General features: G+C 72.7%; 14 protein-coding genes and 1 tRNA gene. 6 read left to right on the top strand and 9 right to left on the bottom strand.

All coding sequences use genetic code 11. The features are described 5' to 3' along the window. Positions 1 to 104 precede the first annotated feature (104 nt). From AA0Y20_RS06045 to AA0Y20_RS06035, 3 genes are all read left to right on the top strand, one after another. A complete protein-coding gene (locus tag AA0Y20_RS06045; RefSeq protein ID WP_412938080.1) occupies positions 105 to 797 on the top strand; it encodes an SDR family oxidoreductase in 693 nt (230 codons plus the stop codon). Between the two features lie 79 nt (positions 798 to 876). Then, positions 877 to 2289, top strand: coding sequence for a glycosyltransferase (locus AA0Y20_RS06040; RefSeq protein ID WP_412938079.1), 1413 nt, complete (start codon positions 877 to 879; stop codon positions 2287 to 2289). A 125-nt stretch (positions 2290 to 2414) separates the two neighbouring features. Next, a complete protein-coding gene (locus AA0Y20_RS06035; RefSeq protein WP_412938077.1) occupies positions 2415 to 3617 on the top strand; it encodes a glycosyltransferase family 4 protein in 1203 nt (400 codons plus the stop codon). Here AA0Y20_RS06035 and AA0Y20_RS06030 read toward each other — a convergent pair. From AA0Y20_RS06030 to AA0Y20_RS06015, 4 genes are read right to left on the bottom strand one after another with little or no spacing between them, the layout of a single operon-like run. Next, positions 3577 to 4374 carry a glycosyltransferase family 2 protein gene (locus AA0Y20_RS06030; protein ID WP_412938076.1) on the bottom strand — a complete coding sequence of 266 codons (798 nt, stop codon included), beginning with the start codon at positions 4372 to 4374 and terminating at the stop codon, positions 3577 to 3579. The two genes, AA0Y20_RS06035 and AA0Y20_RS06030, sit on opposite strands and share 41 nt — an antisense overlap. After that, on the bottom strand, positions 4371 to 5384 hold the full coding sequence (locus AA0Y20_RS06025) for a hypothetical protein (protein WP_412938075.1): 1014 nt from the start codon (positions 5382 to 5384) through the stop codon (positions 4371 to 4373). Before AA0Y20_RS06025 ends, AA0Y20_RS06030 begins: the two co-directional genes overlap by 4 nt. After that, on the bottom strand, positions 5381 to 6499 hold the full coding sequence (locus tag AA0Y20_RS06020; RefSeq protein ID WP_412938074.1) for a glycosyltransferase: 1119 nt from the start codon (positions 6497 to 6499) through the stop codon (positions 5381 to 5383). The genes AA0Y20_RS06025 and AA0Y20_RS06020 overlap by 4 nt, the downstream gene beginning before the upstream one ends. Next, positions 6496 to 7623, bottom strand: coding sequence for a glycosyltransferase (locus AA0Y20_RS06015; protein WP_412938073.1), 1128 nt, complete (start codon positions 7621 to 7623; stop codon positions 6496 to 6498). The genes AA0Y20_RS06020 and AA0Y20_RS06015 overlap by 4 nt, the downstream gene beginning before the upstream one ends. 116 nt (positions 7624 to 7739) lie before the next feature. On the opposite strand from AA0Y20_RS06015, the gene AA0Y20_RS06010 reads away from it, so the two are divergent. After that, positions 7740 to 8780, top strand: coding sequence for a hypothetical protein (locus AA0Y20_RS06010; protein WP_412938072.1), 1041 nt, complete (start codon positions 7740 to 7742; stop codon positions 8778 to 8780). Further along, entirely contained in the window at positions 8777 to 10054 is a 1278-nt protein-coding gene (locus AA0Y20_RS06005; protein WP_412938071.1) for a glycosyltransferase family 2 protein, read from the top strand. The genes AA0Y20_RS06010 and AA0Y20_RS06005 overlap by 4 nt, the downstream gene beginning before the upstream one ends. On the opposite strand, the gene AA0Y20_RS06000 is transcribed toward AA0Y20_RS06005, so the two are convergent. Both AA0Y20_RS06000 and AA0Y20_RS05995 read right to left on the bottom strand, forming a co-directional pair. Next, the gene (locus tag AA0Y20_RS06000; protein WP_412938070.1) at positions 10033 to 11019 is read right to left on the bottom strand and encodes a squalene cyclase; all 987 of its coding nucleotides are present in this window, start codon (positions 11017 to 11019) and stop codon (positions 10033 to 10035) included. The genes AA0Y20_RS06005 and AA0Y20_RS06000 overlap by 22 nt on opposite strands. A gap of 19 nt (positions 11020 to 11038) precedes the next feature. Then, positions 11039 to 13093, bottom strand: coding sequence for a beta-galactosidase (locus AA0Y20_RS05995; RefSeq protein WP_412938069.1), 2055 nt, complete (start codon positions 13091 to 13093; stop codon positions 11039 to 11041). A 62-nt stretch (positions 13094 to 13155) separates the two neighbouring features. Between AA0Y20_RS05995 and AA0Y20_RS05990 the strand changes: the two genes are divergently transcribed. Further along, positions 13156 to 13752, top strand: coding sequence for a TetR/AcrR family transcriptional regulator (locus AA0Y20_RS05990; RefSeq protein ID WP_412938068.1), 597 nt, complete (start codon positions 13156 to 13158; stop codon positions 13750 to 13752). A 139-nt stretch (positions 13753 to 13891) separates the two neighbouring features. Here the strand turns inward: AA0Y20_RS05990 and AA0Y20_RS05985 are convergent, their stop codons facing one another. From AA0Y20_RS05985 to AA0Y20_RS05975, 3 genes are all read right to left on the bottom strand, one after another. Beyond that, a complete protein-coding gene (locus tag AA0Y20_RS05985; protein ID WP_412938066.1) occupies positions 13892 to 14698 on the bottom strand; it encodes a sugar nucleotide-binding protein in 807 nt (268 codons plus the stop codon). 107 nt (positions 14699 to 14805) lie between these two features. Continuing rightward, positions 14806 to 14897, bottom strand: a tRNA-Ser gene (locus AA0Y20_RS05980). A 92-nt stretch (positions 14898 to 14989) separates the two neighbouring features. Next, positions 14990 to 16297 carry an LCP family protein gene (locus tag AA0Y20_RS05975; protein ID WP_412938065.1) on the bottom strand — a complete coding sequence of 436 codons (1308 nt, stop codon included), beginning with the start codon at positions 16295 to 16297 and terminating at the stop codon, positions 14990 to 14992. Positions 16298 to 16409: the final 112 nt, after the last annotated feature.

Genomic DNA, 16409 nt, shown 5'->3' with positions numbered 1-16409 from the left:
TGACCAGTCACATGTCCGAGATGATCGTCGCACGTTCGGTCTCGGGGCGCAAACGCACGCGGTCGGACGCAGCGGGGCGACCGCGCGGGTGGGACGATGGGTGCATGACGCAGACCCACCTCATCACGGGCGCGGGCTCGGGCATCGGCCTCGCGATCGCACGCCGACTCGCCGACCGCGGCGACCGGCTCGTGCTCCTCGGCCGAAGCGACGCTCGCGCGGCCGAGCTCGCGGGGCTCTTCCCGGACGCCGTCGGCGTCGCCGCCGATCTGCGCGAGCCGGCGGAACTCGCCGGGGCGCTCGCGACGCACTTGCCCGAAGAGATCGACACCGTCATCCACGGCGCGGGCGTCGTCGAGCTGGGCCCGGTGGCAGACCTCCCCGTCGCCGCGTGGTCCGATCAGCTCACCGTCAACCTCATCGCCGCCGCCGAGCTCACCCGTCTCGCGCTGCCCGCTGTCCGCAGCACTCGGGGCCAGATCCTCTTCATCAACTCCGGTGCCGGCCTCACCGCTCACCCGTCCTGGAGTGCGTACGCGGCGTCGAAGCACGGCCTCAAGGCCCTCGCCGACGCGCTCCGCGGCGAGGAGGCCGCGAACGGCGTCCGCGTGACGACGGTCTACCCGGGCCGGACCGCGACGCCGATGCAGGCGGAGGTGCACCGCCAGGAGGGTCGCGACTACGACCCGGACGCGTTCATCGACCCCGAGTCGGTCGCGACGACCGTGCTCGCGGCGCTCGACCTCCCACGAGACGCGCAGGTCCCCGACGTATCCGTACGCCCCGGGCCGCGGTGACGACGCCGTGCCCGGCTCCGACCTCCCTCCCGGGCGGCACCTCGCGCTGACGTGGGGCATCGCCGTCCCCTACGGCGGGATGACCACCGCACTTCTCGACCGCAGTCGCCTCTTCGCCGACGCGGGCACACCCGTCGACGTCCTCACTCTCGACGATCGCGCGTTCCCGCTGCCCCCGATACCGGGTGTCGGGCCCGACTCCCGGGTGACCATCCGCAACCTCTACGACTGGCCGCGGTCGGGTGACATCTCGCCCGACGCGGGCGTTCCGGACGCCCCTGCCCCGCTCGATCCCGATGGCGAGGGGGTCGTCTGCGACGAGGCCGAGGGCGTGCTTCTCCGCCGGCTCCGGCTGGGCGGCGACGGCAAGCCGATCGATGTCGACCACGTCCGCCCCGACGGCACGACCGCGCTGTCGGAGCGTCGCGTCGGCGCGCGCGGTCGCGTCCTGATCGCCCACGGCGCCGATGGCCGGCCGGTCAGGGCCTGGCGCCGACGCTACGACTTCTACGCGGACTGGCTCGACCACATCGTGGGCGACGACGAAGCGTTCCTCATCGTCGACAGCAAGACCGTCGCTCCCTTCGCCGCGGGTTACCGCCGTCGTCGCGTGACGACCGTCCATGTCGTGCACGGCTCGCATCGGGGCCCGACCCCCGGCTCGGTCCGGGCATCCCGCCAGCCGGTGTTCTCCCGGCTCGCCGACTTCGACGCCGTCGCGTTCGCAACCGAGGCGCAGGCGGCGGACGTCCGGGCCATCGTGGGCCCGCGCCCGTTCCTCGCGAGCGTCGCGCACCCCGTCTCGCCCGTCTCCGGCTCCGCGCTGCCGCCGGAGTCCGAGCGGGCGGGAGCCGTCGTCATCGCCCGTCTGGAACCCATCAAACGGGTCGAGGATGCCGTCGCCGCGATGCGTCGGGTCCACGACGACACCGCCGACACCGCCGACACCGCCGACGACGACGTGATGCGCCTCGACGTCTACGGCACCGGGTCGCAGGCGGACGTGCTGACCGCGCTCGCCGCGGACGACGAAGCGATCCGCTTCCACGGCCACACCGACGACCCCGCCTCGGCGATGGCCCAGGCCAGCCTGCTCCTGCTCACGAGCAGATCCGAGGCGTTCGGTCTCGTGCTGCTCGAGGCGATGGCCGCGGGCTGCCTCCCGATCTCTTACGACATCGCCTACGGGCCGGCCGAACTCATCCGCGACGGCGAGAACGGGTGGCTCGTGCCGGACGGCGACGTCGACGCGCTCGCCGAGGCCGTCCGGGTCGCGGCGGGACTCGACCCCGCCCGGCGAGCCGCGATGCGACAGCAGGCGCGTACGACGGCATCCGCATACAGCGATGAGCGCATCCGCCGTCGCTGGGCGAGCGTTCTGCGGACGGCGCGCCGCCGCCGTCGAACGCGGGGCGGATCTCGCCGCCTGGTCGCGGCTGCGCGCCGGGTAGCCGGGGCGCTGCGCCGGCGCCTGCGCCGCGCGAGCAGATAGCCCGCGCGGCACCATCTCGTCAAGGGCCACCCGCGACGGCGAGCGAGTGGTGCACCCTGTCGTGGCACGGCGAGAGCGAGGAGCGAGATGGCCGTTCTGCGGTACGGGTCGAGGTGGAAGGCGTCATGACGAGCGTCATCACGTCGCACGCCCAGACCCGCTGGCTCATCGCGACGCCCGAGTACGCCGGTGTCACCTCGTACACCGGCGGGATCGGCCGCCACTATGCAGCCCTCCTCCCGGCACTGGCCCGCCAGGGGATCGCCGTCGATCTCGCGCTGGAGACCGACGCGGAGCTCATCTCAGACGACCCGGGCGAGGGCGTCCGGCTGGTCGACGGCGGCGTGCGACGCGCCTACCGGGCCCGACGTCACGATGTCGTGTTCGCCCCGGAATGGCGGGGCCTCGCGGCAATGCTCCCCCGCACGGCCCCGCTGCTGACGAACCTCGCGACCGGCGTGCGGCTCGCCGACGATGTCTCCGGGTTCACCCGCGCCGACCTGCCGATGGGGCAGCGCTTCGTCCGCACGAGGCAGGCGGCCGCCGAACGGCGTCAGCTCTACCGGTCCACGGGCCTCATCGCCATATCCCGCGCGATGCTCGAACGCACGAGCGAGCTCTACCCCGGGCTGCCTCCGGCGCGCATCGTGCGCAACTGCATCGACGTCGACGCCGTCGCCGCGGCGGCCGCGCGCGCCGAGGCGCCGACGGGATGGCCGGGCGACGACGCCCCCGTCGTCCTGTTCCTCGGCCGGTCCGAGCGCCGGAAGGGCATCGAAGACGCGTTCTCGGCCTTCCGGCGGGTGCACGAGGAGATGCCCCGGGCACGTCTCATCGTGGCCGGAGCCGGCGGCGACGCCCGGTACGAGCCGACGCGCGCCGCGCTCGCCGAGATGCTGCCTCCGTCGGCGCGCGACCGTGTGACCTGGCTCGGTCATGTGCCGGGCGACGAGCTGTACGGCGCGATCGCCCGGGCCGACGTCGTCATCTGCCCTTCGCGCTGGGAGGGTTTCGGCAACGTCGCCCTCGAGGTCAAGACGATCGGCACCCCACTCGTCGTGACCTCCGGCAGCGGGTACGACGAGTTCTGCACCGACGGCCAGGACTGTCAGAGCGTGCCGCCCGCCGACCCCGAACGCCTCGCCGCCGCCATCACCGTGGCGCTGCGGCATCCGGCGTGGGCGCGCACCCTCGCCGAGCATGCCCGCGCGCAGGTCGCCGATTTCGCCCCCGACCCCGTCGCCCGCGACCTCATCGGTGCCGCCACGGAACTGCTCGACGGGGCGGTCACGCCGAGGGTCGACGCCAGCCGTCTCCCTCGCGGGTGATCGCTCCGGCTCGCTCGAAGGCCTCCAGCCAACCCGTCATGGGCCACTCGCCCCACTTCTCCGCGAAGCGCGAGCCGTTGCGCAAGATGTCGTCGAGGTGCTGCCACGGCGGTGACGAGGTCTCGTGATGCTGGTGGTAGGCGTCGGCACCGCCCACCCAGATCATGGGAGTCGACGAACGGCGCAGCGCGAAAGCGAAATCGGTGTCCTCTCCCCCGTATCCCTCGTACCTCTCGTCGAAGCCGCCGACGTCCCGCCACACCGCGGGCGTGGTCGCGAACGACAGCGACCAGAACAACGGATACTCCTCCGGCCCCGCCTGCTGGAGGGTGCCGGGAGGCGGCGCAGGGCGCGCCGCATGCGGACGGGTGGATGCGCGAAGGGATGCCGCGTCGAGCGCGGCCCCGGCAGGCAGATACGTCACCGGCCCGCACAGAACGGCATCGGGATGCTGCGCCGCCGCGTCGCGGTAGCGGCCCAGGAGCTCGGCGCCGGGGATGCAATCGGCGTCGAGGAAGACCAGGAGACGCGCTCCGAGCTCCTCGGCGATGCGAGCGCCGGCATTGCGTGCTGCCGCGAGGCGTAGGCCGTCGTCCCCCGGGGGGATGCGCACGACAGCCTCGGCGTCGAGGGCCGGCGCCTCGTCGTCGCCGATCCACACGACGATGCGCGGCACGCCGGCCGTCGCGCGCAGCTGATTGCGCAGATGCTCGAGTCGGGGCGCCGAGCAGAGCGTCACGATCGCGACGTCGCTCATCGGCCTCCTCCCCCCGATGCCTCGGAGCGGATGACGGCCGCCGCACGCTGAGCCGCGCCCTCGGTGCGCCAGGCGGCCCATCCGTCACCGCCGCGGGCGGACGCCTGCGCGAGCAGCCCGGGCCAGCGCGCCGCCTCGGGCCACTCGGCCACGGCGACGGCGAGACCCGACCGGTCGAGCGCCGTCGCCGTCGCCCGCTGCTCGTCGAAGGGGCGCTCCTGCGGGATCACCACGGCCGGGGCAGCCGCGGCGGCGAGGTCGGCGACGGCGTTCTGGCCGCACCACGACACGACGACGGATGCCGTCGTCAGCTCCTCCCACGGGTCGGCGGTCCAGGCTCCCGAACCGGCGCCGAGCACGCGCCATCGGCGCCCCGAGGCACTCTCGGCGGCCGCGATGTCGGCTGCGGAGACGTCGCTCCCGCCACCGCCGCCGAGCAGGACGATCTCGTCGCCCCGCGGCTGCGCGGACCGCGCACGACCCGCGAATCGCGAGATCCCGCCCACGAACTCCACCCGATCGCCGAGCGAGGTGAGGTGCTGCGGGGCGTAGAGCTCCTGCGGCCACGGCGCGATGATGCGCTGTGCGGCAGCGAACGCCAGCCGATGAGGCTCGTCGATGCGGTCGCCGGGCTGGGTGACGATGATCACGGGCACGCCGAGGAGCCGGACGAACAGCGTCACCTCGGCGGAGACGTCGACGACGAACGCGTCGACGTCTCCGGCTGCGACCGCTGCCGCGATGAGCGCGAGCCGCGAGCGGTGGCCGACGTGACGCAGCGGCGCCCAGTGCAGCAGGCCGCCCGCCGTCGGGTCGTCGGCGGGGAGGGACGGGGCAGGGCGATCGTCGTGCGCGAGCTCGACCCACGAGACGTTCCCAGGCAGATCGTCAGGAGCGGGGAGCGAGCTGAAACACACCACGTCGGCATCGAGGTGGGCCGCGATCGTCCACATCCGCGTGAGGTGCCCGCGGCCGTGGTGATGCACGTACCAGCCGATGCGCACGGTCATGCCGGCAGCTCGGCGGGCGCGGCTTCCGTGCTCAGCGACGCGAAGATCTGCTCCAGGGCGGTGGTCCGCGCGTCGAGCGAGAACCGTTCGACCGCCCGCGCGCGGACGGCTCGACGGAAGGAGACATCCTGCGCCGACGGCCACATCGCCTCGACGGCATCCGCCATCGCCGCGACGTCTCCGGCCCCGACGAGGCGCATCCCGACGCTCGCCGCCGCGATCTCGGGGACGCCTCCCACGGCGAAGCCGACGACGGGCGTCCCGCACATGAGGGCCTCGGGCCCCACGAGCCCGAAGGGCTCGGCCCACGCCGGCGTCGCCAGCGCGATCGCCGACCGGCCGACCAGAGCGGCCAGCTCGGGCGGGGTGAGCTCGCCGGCCACGGTCACGTCATCACCGAGGAGCGGACCGAGCACCTCGTCGGCATACGCCCGGTCGCCGACACGGCCGGCGATCGTGAGCCGGCGCCCCAGGGCCCGCGCGACGGCGACAGCCAGGTGCGGTGCTTTCTCCGGGACGATACGGCCGAACCAGACGAGATCGTCGCCGCCGGGCCCCGCCGTCCACACTCGGTGATCCACGCCGTTGGCCAGCAGCGCCGAAGCGACGCCCGCGTGCTGCCACTCGCGACGCGTGTGCTCGCTCACCGACAGGAACGCACTGCCGCGGCCGGCGGCGGCGCGGTGCGCGCGCACGAAATCGTCGTCCACGGGTGTGTGCAGGGTCGTGACCATCGGGACCCCGAGCTGCGGCGCGAGCTGCAACGGCAGGGCGTGCAGGCAGTGGTTCGAGATCACGTCGAAGTCGGCGGCGCGCGCCCCGATCGTCTCGAGGGCGCGGCGGAGCTTCGGCACGCTGAGGGCCTCGTAGGCGGGCGGGTACGTCTTGTCGGTGCGCACCGCGCCGGCATCCCAGCCCAGTTCGGGCATCTCCCAGACGCTTCCGGGCTCGACGTGATCCGATCCGGTCACGGCGACCACGGTCACCTCGTGGCCGCGAGCACGCAGGGCCTCGACCTCCGACCACACCGCGGCCTCGAGACCGCCGGCGTGGGGTAGGCGAATCGGGAAGCGCAGCGGTGCGATGACCGCGACGCGCAGCGGACGCCCCGTCACGAGGCACGCTCGCTGCGGAGTCGTCGGTACAGCGCGGCGTGCGCCGCGGCCGTCGCGGCATCCCGCTCCCGACGCTCGGCGCGACGCCGTTCGATCAGCTCGGCCCGCGCGATGGAACCGGGGCGTGCCGCGTCGTCGCACGACAGCAGGGATCGCAGCGCGGCGGTGAGCGTCTCGGTGTCGCCCGGCCGGAAGGTCGCGGTCGAGGCGTCGTCGTGCTGATCGGCGAAGTGACCGACGTCGGGCACGGCGACGGGAACCCCCAGATCCCAGCACAGCTCGAGCCACCCCGAGTGGCTGCCGAAACGGTACGGCAGCACGCAGACGTCGAGCCCGCCGAGCGCCGTGTTCAGCGCCGCGTCGGGGAGCCTGCCCTGCTCGACGAGGACGGCATACGGGTGGCCCGCCACCGCCGAGCGAACCTCGTCGCGGGCGTCCTCGTCGCGGACCGACCGGTGCATGCGGATTTCGGCGACGGCGTGGTGCCCCTCGGCACGCAGGTTCTCGATCGCCGCGACGAGCATGCGCGCACTCGTGGGCCCGTCGGTTCCCGGGCGGAGGTCCTTCAGGTGCATCCCGACCCGGAGGTCCTCGCTCACGGCCACGACCGACGGGCTCTCACCATCGTGGAGGATCGCCGGATGCGGCAGCACGAGCGCGTCGCGCCCCCAGCGCTCCCGCACGTCGGCCGCGGCCCCCGCGGTCAGCGTGACGAGCGCATCGGCGCGCGGCACGAGCTCGTCGAGCTGTGCGATGTAGGAGCTCTGATCCGAGAGCTGCGGATGCGTGAGGTCGTGGACCGTGAAGACGACGGCCCACCCCGCGGCGTGCGCGGCCTCGACACAGGCCGTCAGATGGCCGGCGGGGAACGATTCGGTGCCGAAGTGAACGTGCAGGATGTCGGCGCCGTCGGCGTTCTCAGCGATCCAAGCGGGGTCGAGGGCGGCGGGAGGCCACCACACGCCCTCCGCCGCTCCCGGCACCGGCGGATCGGGCAGCAGGTCTATGCCCACGGCATCCGTCACACGCCGCACGTACGGATGCCCGGCGGGTACCGCCACGACGCGCACGTCGGGTGCACCGGACGTCTCGTCCAGAGGCACGCTCGCGGTCACGATGGTCACGCTTCTCCTTGCTGGCACCGCCGGGAAAGAGGGCGATCCGAGTCGGACGCTAGCCCAGCGCGACCACCGGCGCCCTGTACTTGCGCGAACCGCGGACGACCGGTAACGATGACCGGATGCCCGCCGCCGCCCCTCCTCTCTGCCTCGTCTGGGGTCCCGCCGGACACGGGGTCACCGACTACGGCTCCGACGTCGTCGCAGCCGCCCGCCGGCGCGACCCGACGTTGCGCTCCGTCACCGTGACCGACCTCGACAGCGCCCTCGCGGCGGTCGCGCCCGGGGAGCACGTGCACCTGCACGCGACCGATCGGCTGCTCGGCTCGAGCCTCGAAGCCGCTGCCGACGCGGTGGAGGCCCTCGCCGACGCCTGCCGGCTGACGCTGACGCTCCACGACCTGCCGCAACCGTCCGATGGCACGAAGTACGACCGCCGCGTCGCCGCCTATCGCCGCTTCTTCGCCGCCGCCGCGGGCGTGGCCGTCAACAGCGATCACGAGCGACTGCTCGTGACGGAGCATCTCGGCGACGACCTGCACCCCCGGGTGATCCCGCTGGGGACCCGGCTCGGGCTCGCCCCGGAAGCCGACGTCCCCGCCGCCACCACCGACCTCGTCGTCCTCATCGCCGGATTCGTCTACCCCGGAAAAGGACACGAACCGGCCCTGCGCGCCGCCACCGCGGCGGTGAACACCCTGCGCGCGTCTGGGCACCCTGTCGGCACCGCCGTCGTTCGTGCGCTGGGCGCCGCGTCACCGGGACACGACGGCGATGTCGCAGCCCTCGAACGCCTGGCCGCCGACCTCGGCGGTCGCTTCGAGATCACCGGCTTCCTCAGCGACGACGACTTCGCCCGCCGGCTGCGCGAACCCGGCATCCCCGTCGCCGCTCACGAGCACGTCTCGGCCTCCCGGTCGATGCTCGACTGGATCGAGGCGGGGCGGCGACCGCTCGTCGTCCGGTCGCGCTACAGCGACGAGATGGACCGGCTGCGTCCCGGTACCTCGACCCTGTTCGACCCGCCGGAGCTGACGGGCCTCCTGGTCGCCGCGTGGAGAGACCCGGCCTCGACGCGGCTGGCGCCCGGGCACCCGCTGCATCCCGATCTCGCCGATGCGGCCGAGTCGTACCTCGCCTGGTGGCGCGGGATGTCGCGATGACGGCGGGCACGCCGATCGGCACGCCGCTCCCCGGGAACCGATGGGATCTCCTCGACGAGCAGTGGCCCGAACAGCCGCCGAGCGTGTCGGTCATCGTCGCCCACTACCGCCAGCCCGAACAGCTCGCCCGAACGCTCGCAGCGCTCCGGGTGCAGGATCACCCGGCCGACCGCATGCAGATCATCGTCGCCGACGACGGCTCGCCGGAGCCACCCGCTGTCCCGGACGGCGTCGACGTCGTCCGCCATGACGACCGGGGCTTCCGGCTCGCGGCCGTGCGCAACCTCGGAGCGGCGGCCGCCCGCGGAGACGTCCTCGTCTTCCTCGACGCCGACACCGCCCCCGAGCCCGCGTTCGTCCGCGAACTGACCCGCCTGCCTGCGCTCGCCCCCGACTGCGTCACGGTCGGGAGACGCCGGCACGCCGACCTGTCGGGCGTCGACCCCTCCCGGCTCGCGGACGAGGCCGCGCGGCGGGCGTTGCCCGAGCCCGACTGGCTCGCCGCGGAATACCGCCGCACCCACGACCTCCTTCACGCGGACGACCGCAGCTACCGCCACGTCATCGGAGCCGTCATCGCGTGCTCGCGGATGCTGTTCGACGCAACGGGAGGCTTCGACGAGACGTTCACGACGTACGGCGGCGAGGACTGGGAGTGGACGTATCGCGCCTGGCTGCGCGGTGGGCTGCTCGCCCACGTCCCCACGGCCGTCGCGTGGCACGACGGACCGGATGCCGCGGGACGCGACGAGGGGGCCGTCGCCCGGCGCAACGCCGAGACGATCCGGCTCAGCGATCTCATCCCCGTCGCCGGCTCCGCCGGACGCGGCCTGCGCCCCTCCCGCACCGACATCGCCGTCGTCGCGCCGCCGGATGCGAGCGACGGGCAGCGGTTCCTCGCGCTCGACAGCGCGATCGCGGCGTTGGGACCCGCTGCGGGGCGCGCCGCAGTCCTCCCCGGGGACTCCGAGCCGGATGCCGCGTTCGATCGCGTCCGCGTCGTCGTCGAGCTGCTCCGCCCCGTCCGCATCGAGGCCGATGCCGACGTCCTCACCGCCGCGCTCGCTCGCATCGACGGAGAAGGCCTCGGTGAGCTGACCCTGCGCTCCCCCGACGGCGAGCCGCTGGTGCGGATGACGTCGACGCGCGCCCGCGCCCGGTGCGAGCGCTGGGGCCGAGACGATCTCTTCCCGACGGCGTCGGTGACGACAGCGGCGATGCGCGTCGTCACCGACGAGCCCGATCTCGCCGCCTACCTCGGCGGCTGGGGCTGAGCCGCGGCATCCCACCACCGCAGCACGCGCAGGGCGATCATCGTCAGCCAGGGCGACGGCTGACCCTCGGCGACGTCGATGTCGAACCAGACCCGTCCCGCCAGCGGCGTCCCCTGATGCCACGTGCCGTCGGGGGCGCGCGCGTCGCGGACCATGTCGATCGCCTCCCGCAGCCGCGCGTCGGGCGCAACGCCGTCGACAAGCGCGGCGGCGCGGAAGTGGTCGAGGGCCGCGAGCACGCTGTAGCGGTGACGGTTGGGATAGACGAACTCCGTCACGAAGTCACCCACCGGCTCGCCGGTTGAAGCTCGGAAAGCCAGCCGGCGTGACAGCAGGTACTCCTCTCCGCGGTGCCGGGTCTCACGGAGGGCCGGGTCGCCCGTGATCTGCTCCCACGCGAGCATGCCGCGCAGAGCGTTGAGCGTCGAGTGGAACGACCCGCGGCTCGACCGGCCCTCCTCCGCCTCGCAGTTCCACCCGCCGTCGGCCAGCTGATGATCACGGAACCACTGCGCCAGGCCGCTCATGTCGACGCCGAGCCAGGCGCCGGTCGCGAGCGTGAAGGAGTTGATGCAGACGTCGATCTCGCCGTCCCAATACGGCAGGTCGTCGTACTCCCACCGGCTGTTGCGCCGCAGCCTCTCCGCGGTGTCGCCGAGAACGGCGGCATCCAGACCCCACTCGCGCAGATCTTTCAGGGTCCAGGTGGTCGCCGTCCAGGGCTGTCCCGGGGCACGTGCCTCCGGGCTGTCGAAGAACCCCGCGGGGAAGTACGCCCCACCCTCCCACTGACCGTCCTCGCCCTGCTCCCGCAGGAGACGCGCGCCATGCCCCTCGGTCGCGACGCGGGCGCGCGTGGCCTGCCACACGGACGGCGGGGCATCGGCGAGATCGCGCTCGACCTGCCAGCGCAGCGCCGGATCGGCGTTCCGGAGCCACGCCAGCAGGCCGTCCGCATCGGTCATGCGGTCATTGTCGCGCGCGTCAGCCCTCCTGCGCGAGCACCGCGACGCCGCGCGCAGCGATCGTGACCGCGTCCGCCGCGCCGCCCTCGGCGGCACCGGCGAGCAGGTCGCCCGTTGCCGCCACGACCACCTCGGCATCCGTGCGGTTCGCGAGGAACACGAAGCGTCCGCCCGCGTGGTGGCGGACGATCACGTCGATGGCACCGTCGGCGGCCAGCGGGTCGGCGGCGAGCGCCGGGATGTCATCGGCCAGACGTCGGATGACATCGGCGGCGCCCGCGCGTCCGATCGCGGCGGAGACGTACGTCGCGCTGCCGCCGCTGTCGTGGCCGCTGCGACGCCTCGTGATGGCCGGGGCGCCGTCGAGGTCTCCGCCGACGTAGGCGTCGAGCACCTCGACATCCGGTTCGATGCGCGCGATGCGCTCGGTCCAGTCGCGGGCGACGGTGCCGGAGGCCAGGGATGCCGTCTCGCCCGGCAGCATCGGGACGAACTCCTCGATCGTGATGCCGAGCAGGTCGCGGAGCGCGCCCGGATAGCCGCCGAGCCACACCCGATCGTTCTCGTCGACCACGCCCGAGAAGTACGTCGTCACGAGGTGCCCGCCAGCGACGACGAAAGCGGTCAGGCGCTCGCGCAGCGCCGCCGGGACGACGTGCAGCATCGGAGCGATGACGACCTCGTAACCGGCGAGGTCGGCCGCGACGGGGACGACGTCGACCCGCACGCCGAGGTCGAGCAGCGCCCGGTACCACAGCAGCGTCTCGTCGTCGTAGGCGGGCGACTCGGAGGGGTGCGAGTCACGGCCGCTGACCCACCACGACTCGTAGTCGAACACCAGCGCCACCCGAGCCCGCTCGCGCCGGCTTCCGGTGACGGGAGCGAGGTCACGCAGCTGCGACCCGAGGTCGACCACATCGCGGAACACCCGGCTCTCGGCCCCCGCGTGGGGCACCATGCCGGAGTGGTAGCGCTCGCCCCCGGCGCGGGACTGGCGCCACTGGAAATAGCAGACGGCGTCCGCGCCGTGCCCGACGTGGGTCAGGGCGTCGCGGACGAGCTCGCCCGGCCGCTTCGGAGGGTTGACCGCACGCCAGTTCACCGCGCTCGGAGCGTGCTCCATGAGGAACCACGGGCGACCGCCGGCGATGTTGCCCGTGAGGTTCGACCAGAACGACAGGTCGTCGCGCCCGAGTTCGCCCGGGCGCAGGTAGTGGTCGTTCGAGACGAAGTCGACGTCGCCGACCCACGAGGGGTAGTCGATGTCGCGGACGTTCTGGGCGACCATGAAGTTCGTCGTGCGGGGAATGTCGGGGGTCACCTCGGCGAGCACCGCATTCTCGGCGCGCAGGTGGTCACGCACGGCAGCCGACGAGAAGCGCTCGAAGTCGAGCTGCTGTCCGGGGTTCCGCTGCGTCGGCGCGGCGCGCGGCGGCAGGATCTCGTCCCACTCCCCGTAGTGCTGCGACCAGAACGCCGTGCCCCATGCCTCGTTGAGCGCGTCGAGGGTCGTGTAGCGATCCTGCAGCCAGACGCGGAAGGCACGGGCTGCGTCATCCGAGAAGTCGTAGAGGTTGTGGCAGCCGAGCTCGTTCGAGATGTGCCACGCCACGACAGCGGGATGATCGGCGTAGCGCTCGGCGAGCGCGCGGGTCAGCCGCAGCGCGTACTCGCGGAAGACCGGCGACGTCGGTCGCCAGTGCTGGCGCGACCCCGGCCAGAGGACCGTGCCGTCGATCGTCTGCGGCAGGATCTCGGGATGCCGCTTCGCGAGCCACGGCGGCGGCGACGCGGTCGCCGTGGCGAGGTCGACGTCGATGCCGTTGGCGTGAAGCAGATCGATGACCTCGTCGAGCCATCCGAAGTCCCACTCCCCCGGCCGCGGCTCGAGCAGCGCCCACGAGAAGATCCCGAGCGAGACGATGTTGACCCCGGCCTCGCGCATCAGCCGGACGTCCTCGTCCCACACCTCGCGCGGCCACTGCTCCGGGTTGTAGTCCGCGCCGTAGCGCATCCGTCCCGGGCCGAGCGCCCCGTCTTTCACCCAGCGGTAGGTCGTGTCATCCGTTGCCATGCGATCAGCGTAGACCCAAATACGTGCAGATGCACGGGTTTGATGTGTTCTACGCTCGGGTCATGCCATCCGACGCCGTCCACCCCCGCGGGCCGTACGCGAAGAGCGCGGCCCGGCGTGCGGAGATCGTGGCGTCGGCGACCGTCGTGTTCGGTACCCACGGCTACCGCGGCGGGTCGCTCCGCCAGATCGCCAAGCAGCTCGATCTGAGCCTCACCACCGTGATGCACCACTTCCCCACGAAGGTCTCGCTGCTCGCGGCCGTCCTCGAGCAGGAGGATGCCGCCGACACCGACTTCGCCGTGCGCGCCGCACGCGACGGGTTCATCCCGAGCGTGCTGGCGATCGTCGAGCGCAACCTCGCGCGGCGCGAGCTGGTGCGCATGTTCTCGATCGTGTCGGCCGAGGCCACGCACCCCGAGCACGAGGCGCACGCCTGGCTGCTCGAGCGCTACCGCGCCGTCACCGAGACCTACTCCGCTGCCATCGCCGATGACCGCGCCCGCGGCCGCCTCGAGGCGGACGACGACCCCCGCGCCCTCGCCGACCTCGTGATCAGCGGCTGGGAGGGCATCCAGATCCGCTGGCTGACCGACGACACCGATCCCGTCGCCGCGATGCGGCTGCTGCTCGTCGGCCTGCTGCGCCCGCGCGCCTGAGCCCCTGCCCTGCGCCGATACATTCGTCGGACTGGCGGGGCTGATGCGGCCTCGGCACCCGCCACAGGCGACACCAGCACCACCGGTCCGACGGCTGTATCGGCTCCGTCGGGCGAATCGGCTCCGGCGCGGTCGGCGATCAGCCGCGGTCGGCGATGACCTGCCCGTACCCCTCGACGAACGTCGGGTACGTGAAGTCGAGCATCGCCGCGAGGCGCGAGCCGTCGAGCACCTTGCCGCGATCCGCGTCGGGCGCCGCCTCAGCGCGCGGCGGCGCGGTGACTCCGAGACGATCCGCGATGAACTCGACGACCTCGCCGAGGGCCGCGGGGCGCCGATCGACCCCGTGCAACAGTGCAGGCGGCGCGTCCGCGTCGAGCAGGTGTGTGAGGGCGCGCACGAGGTCGACCTCGTGGATGCGGTTGGTGCGACGCTCGTAGTCGACCGCCTCGCCCGCGAGAACCTGCCGGATCAGACGTTCACGCCCGGGCCCGTAGATCCCCGCGGGCCTCATGACGATCGCGCCGAAGAGCTCGCGCGCCGCCCGCTCACCGTCGACGAGCTGTTCGCCGCGCGTGCTCGTCGGCCGCGGCTCGTCATCCTCGTCGAGGGGACGCTCGGGCCCCCACCCCTCGAAGACACGCGTCGACGACACGAAGACGGTGCGCTCGGGAAGCTTCGGCAGCGCCTGCGCTATCCGCTCGAGCGCCGCGCGGTAGAAGCCGGGGTCATCGCCCGGCGGAAGCGTGACGACCATCGCGTCGACCGCGGGCAACGCCGTATCGAGGGGCGCGGCCAGGTCGGCGACGATCGGCGTGAACGCGGGCCGGATGCCGCCGGCGCTCCGCCGGATCGCGACGACCTCCTGCCCCGCTTCGACCAGGCCCTCGCCGAGGCGGGTGGCGACCTTGCCGGATCCGACCAGGAGCGTCCGTCGAGCAGTCATGTCCCCATCCTCGCAGGGCACGCCGGCGCCGGGGCCGTCGAGGCGGGGGCCCTCGCACGGAGACGCAGCCGACGCGAAAAAGCCCCGGCGAACCGGGGCTTTCGTCGTGGCGGAGACGGAGGGATTTGAACCCTCGGTCCCCTTACGGGGACTCCACCTTAGCAGGGTGGTGCACTAGGCCTGACTATGCGACGTCTCCACGGCACCCGACGCGAGAAGGCGCGGATGCACCCGGCAATCATAGCCCGGACTGCCCCAGGCTCCGAATCGAGGGCCGGGCGACGCTCACCGTCAGCGCGAGCTGACGGTGCAGGTCACCTGCGCCGCCGTCTGCCCGGTGACCGACTCGGGCAGCACGACCGGCGCACCGGCCTCGGCCGTGTCCGTCGCGGTCGCGTCCGGAGTCACCGCCGGGTCGGCGGGAGCCGCGGAATCGGTCGGGGCGGGCGCGGGAGGAGCCGCCTCGCCGACGACCTCGGTGCCATAGCCGTCGCTCGTCGATCCGCTCAGCTGCACCGGCTGATTGGCGGCGAGCGCGTCGAACAGCACCTTCGCCGCGCTCTCCACGGGCCGCACACGCAGCCCGCCGTCGACGTACGCCGTCGGGTACTGCACGAACACGATGTCCTCGTAGGGCACGCTGCGCATGGCGAGGGCGATCTGCACCATCCGCTGCGGGCTCGACAGCGACGAGCTCAGCTTGATCTGTCCGCTGGCGACCTGGTCGACGGCGGTGGTGGCGAGGTTGAGCAGCGCCGTCGGGTTGCCGAGCACGCCGTCGGACTGCAGCTTGCGCACCATCGAGCTCATGAACTGCTGCTGGTTCGAGATCCGCCCGAGGTCGGAGCCGTCGCCGATCCCGTACCGCGTGCGGAGGAACTGCAGCGCCTCGGTTCCCTGCAGGGTGTGATTGCCCTTCGCCAGACTCAGGCCCGTGTGGGAGTCGTTGACGTCGTCCGACACGCAGACGTCGACGCCGCCGATCGCGTCGGACATGTTGATGACGCCGGTCCAGCGGGTCGCGGCGGCGAACTGGATGTCGATGCCCGTCAGCTCTTCGATCGTGCTGACCGAACACGCGAGACCGCCGTACATGTACGAGACGTTGAGCATCTGAGCGCTCATGGCGGAGTACTCGGTGCCGTCCTCACCGGTGCAGGCGGGGATCGGAACGATCATGTCGCGTGGGAACGAGATGACGGTCACGCGCCGCGGCTCGTCGCTGATGTGCACGAGCATCGTCACATCGTTGCGCTCACCGTCGGTGTCCTTTGCCTGGCAGGCACCCGATAGTTCGGCGTTCGCACCCTCGCACGAGTCGGTTCCGACGACGAGCAGGTTCACGCCGCCCTCGATCTCGCCGATCGTCGGAGGCAGCTGCGAGTCGTCGTCGCCGATCGAGACGCCCGCGTCGGCCACGACCTGGGTGGCGTTCCACACGTAGAACCCGCCGACGGCGACAACGCTGACGACGACGACGGCGACCATGACGCCGAGCACCGCGAGGATCTGGGTCAGCGGGTTCGGCGACCGCAGCTGGCCGTGCCGGGCGACGGGACGGCGGCGGCGCGATGCCTTCGCATCGGAACGTGCGCTCACGGGTGTCCTCTCGACGAACCGGCGAGGAGTGCGTTCGGGTGCGCGCTCTTCGCGTCGCGCAGGCACTCCCGGTGACCGACTCATCATAGGGACGGATGTCTGGAAAGTCCGT

It is taken from the genome of Microbacterium pratiae (assembly GCF_047302165.1).
Classification (GTDB): domain Bacteria; phylum Actinomycetota; class Actinomycetes; order Actinomycetales; family Microbacteriaceae; genus Microbacterium.
Note: the sequence above shows the minus strand (reverse complement) of the source record. Positions and strands in the feature narration are given on the sequence as shown.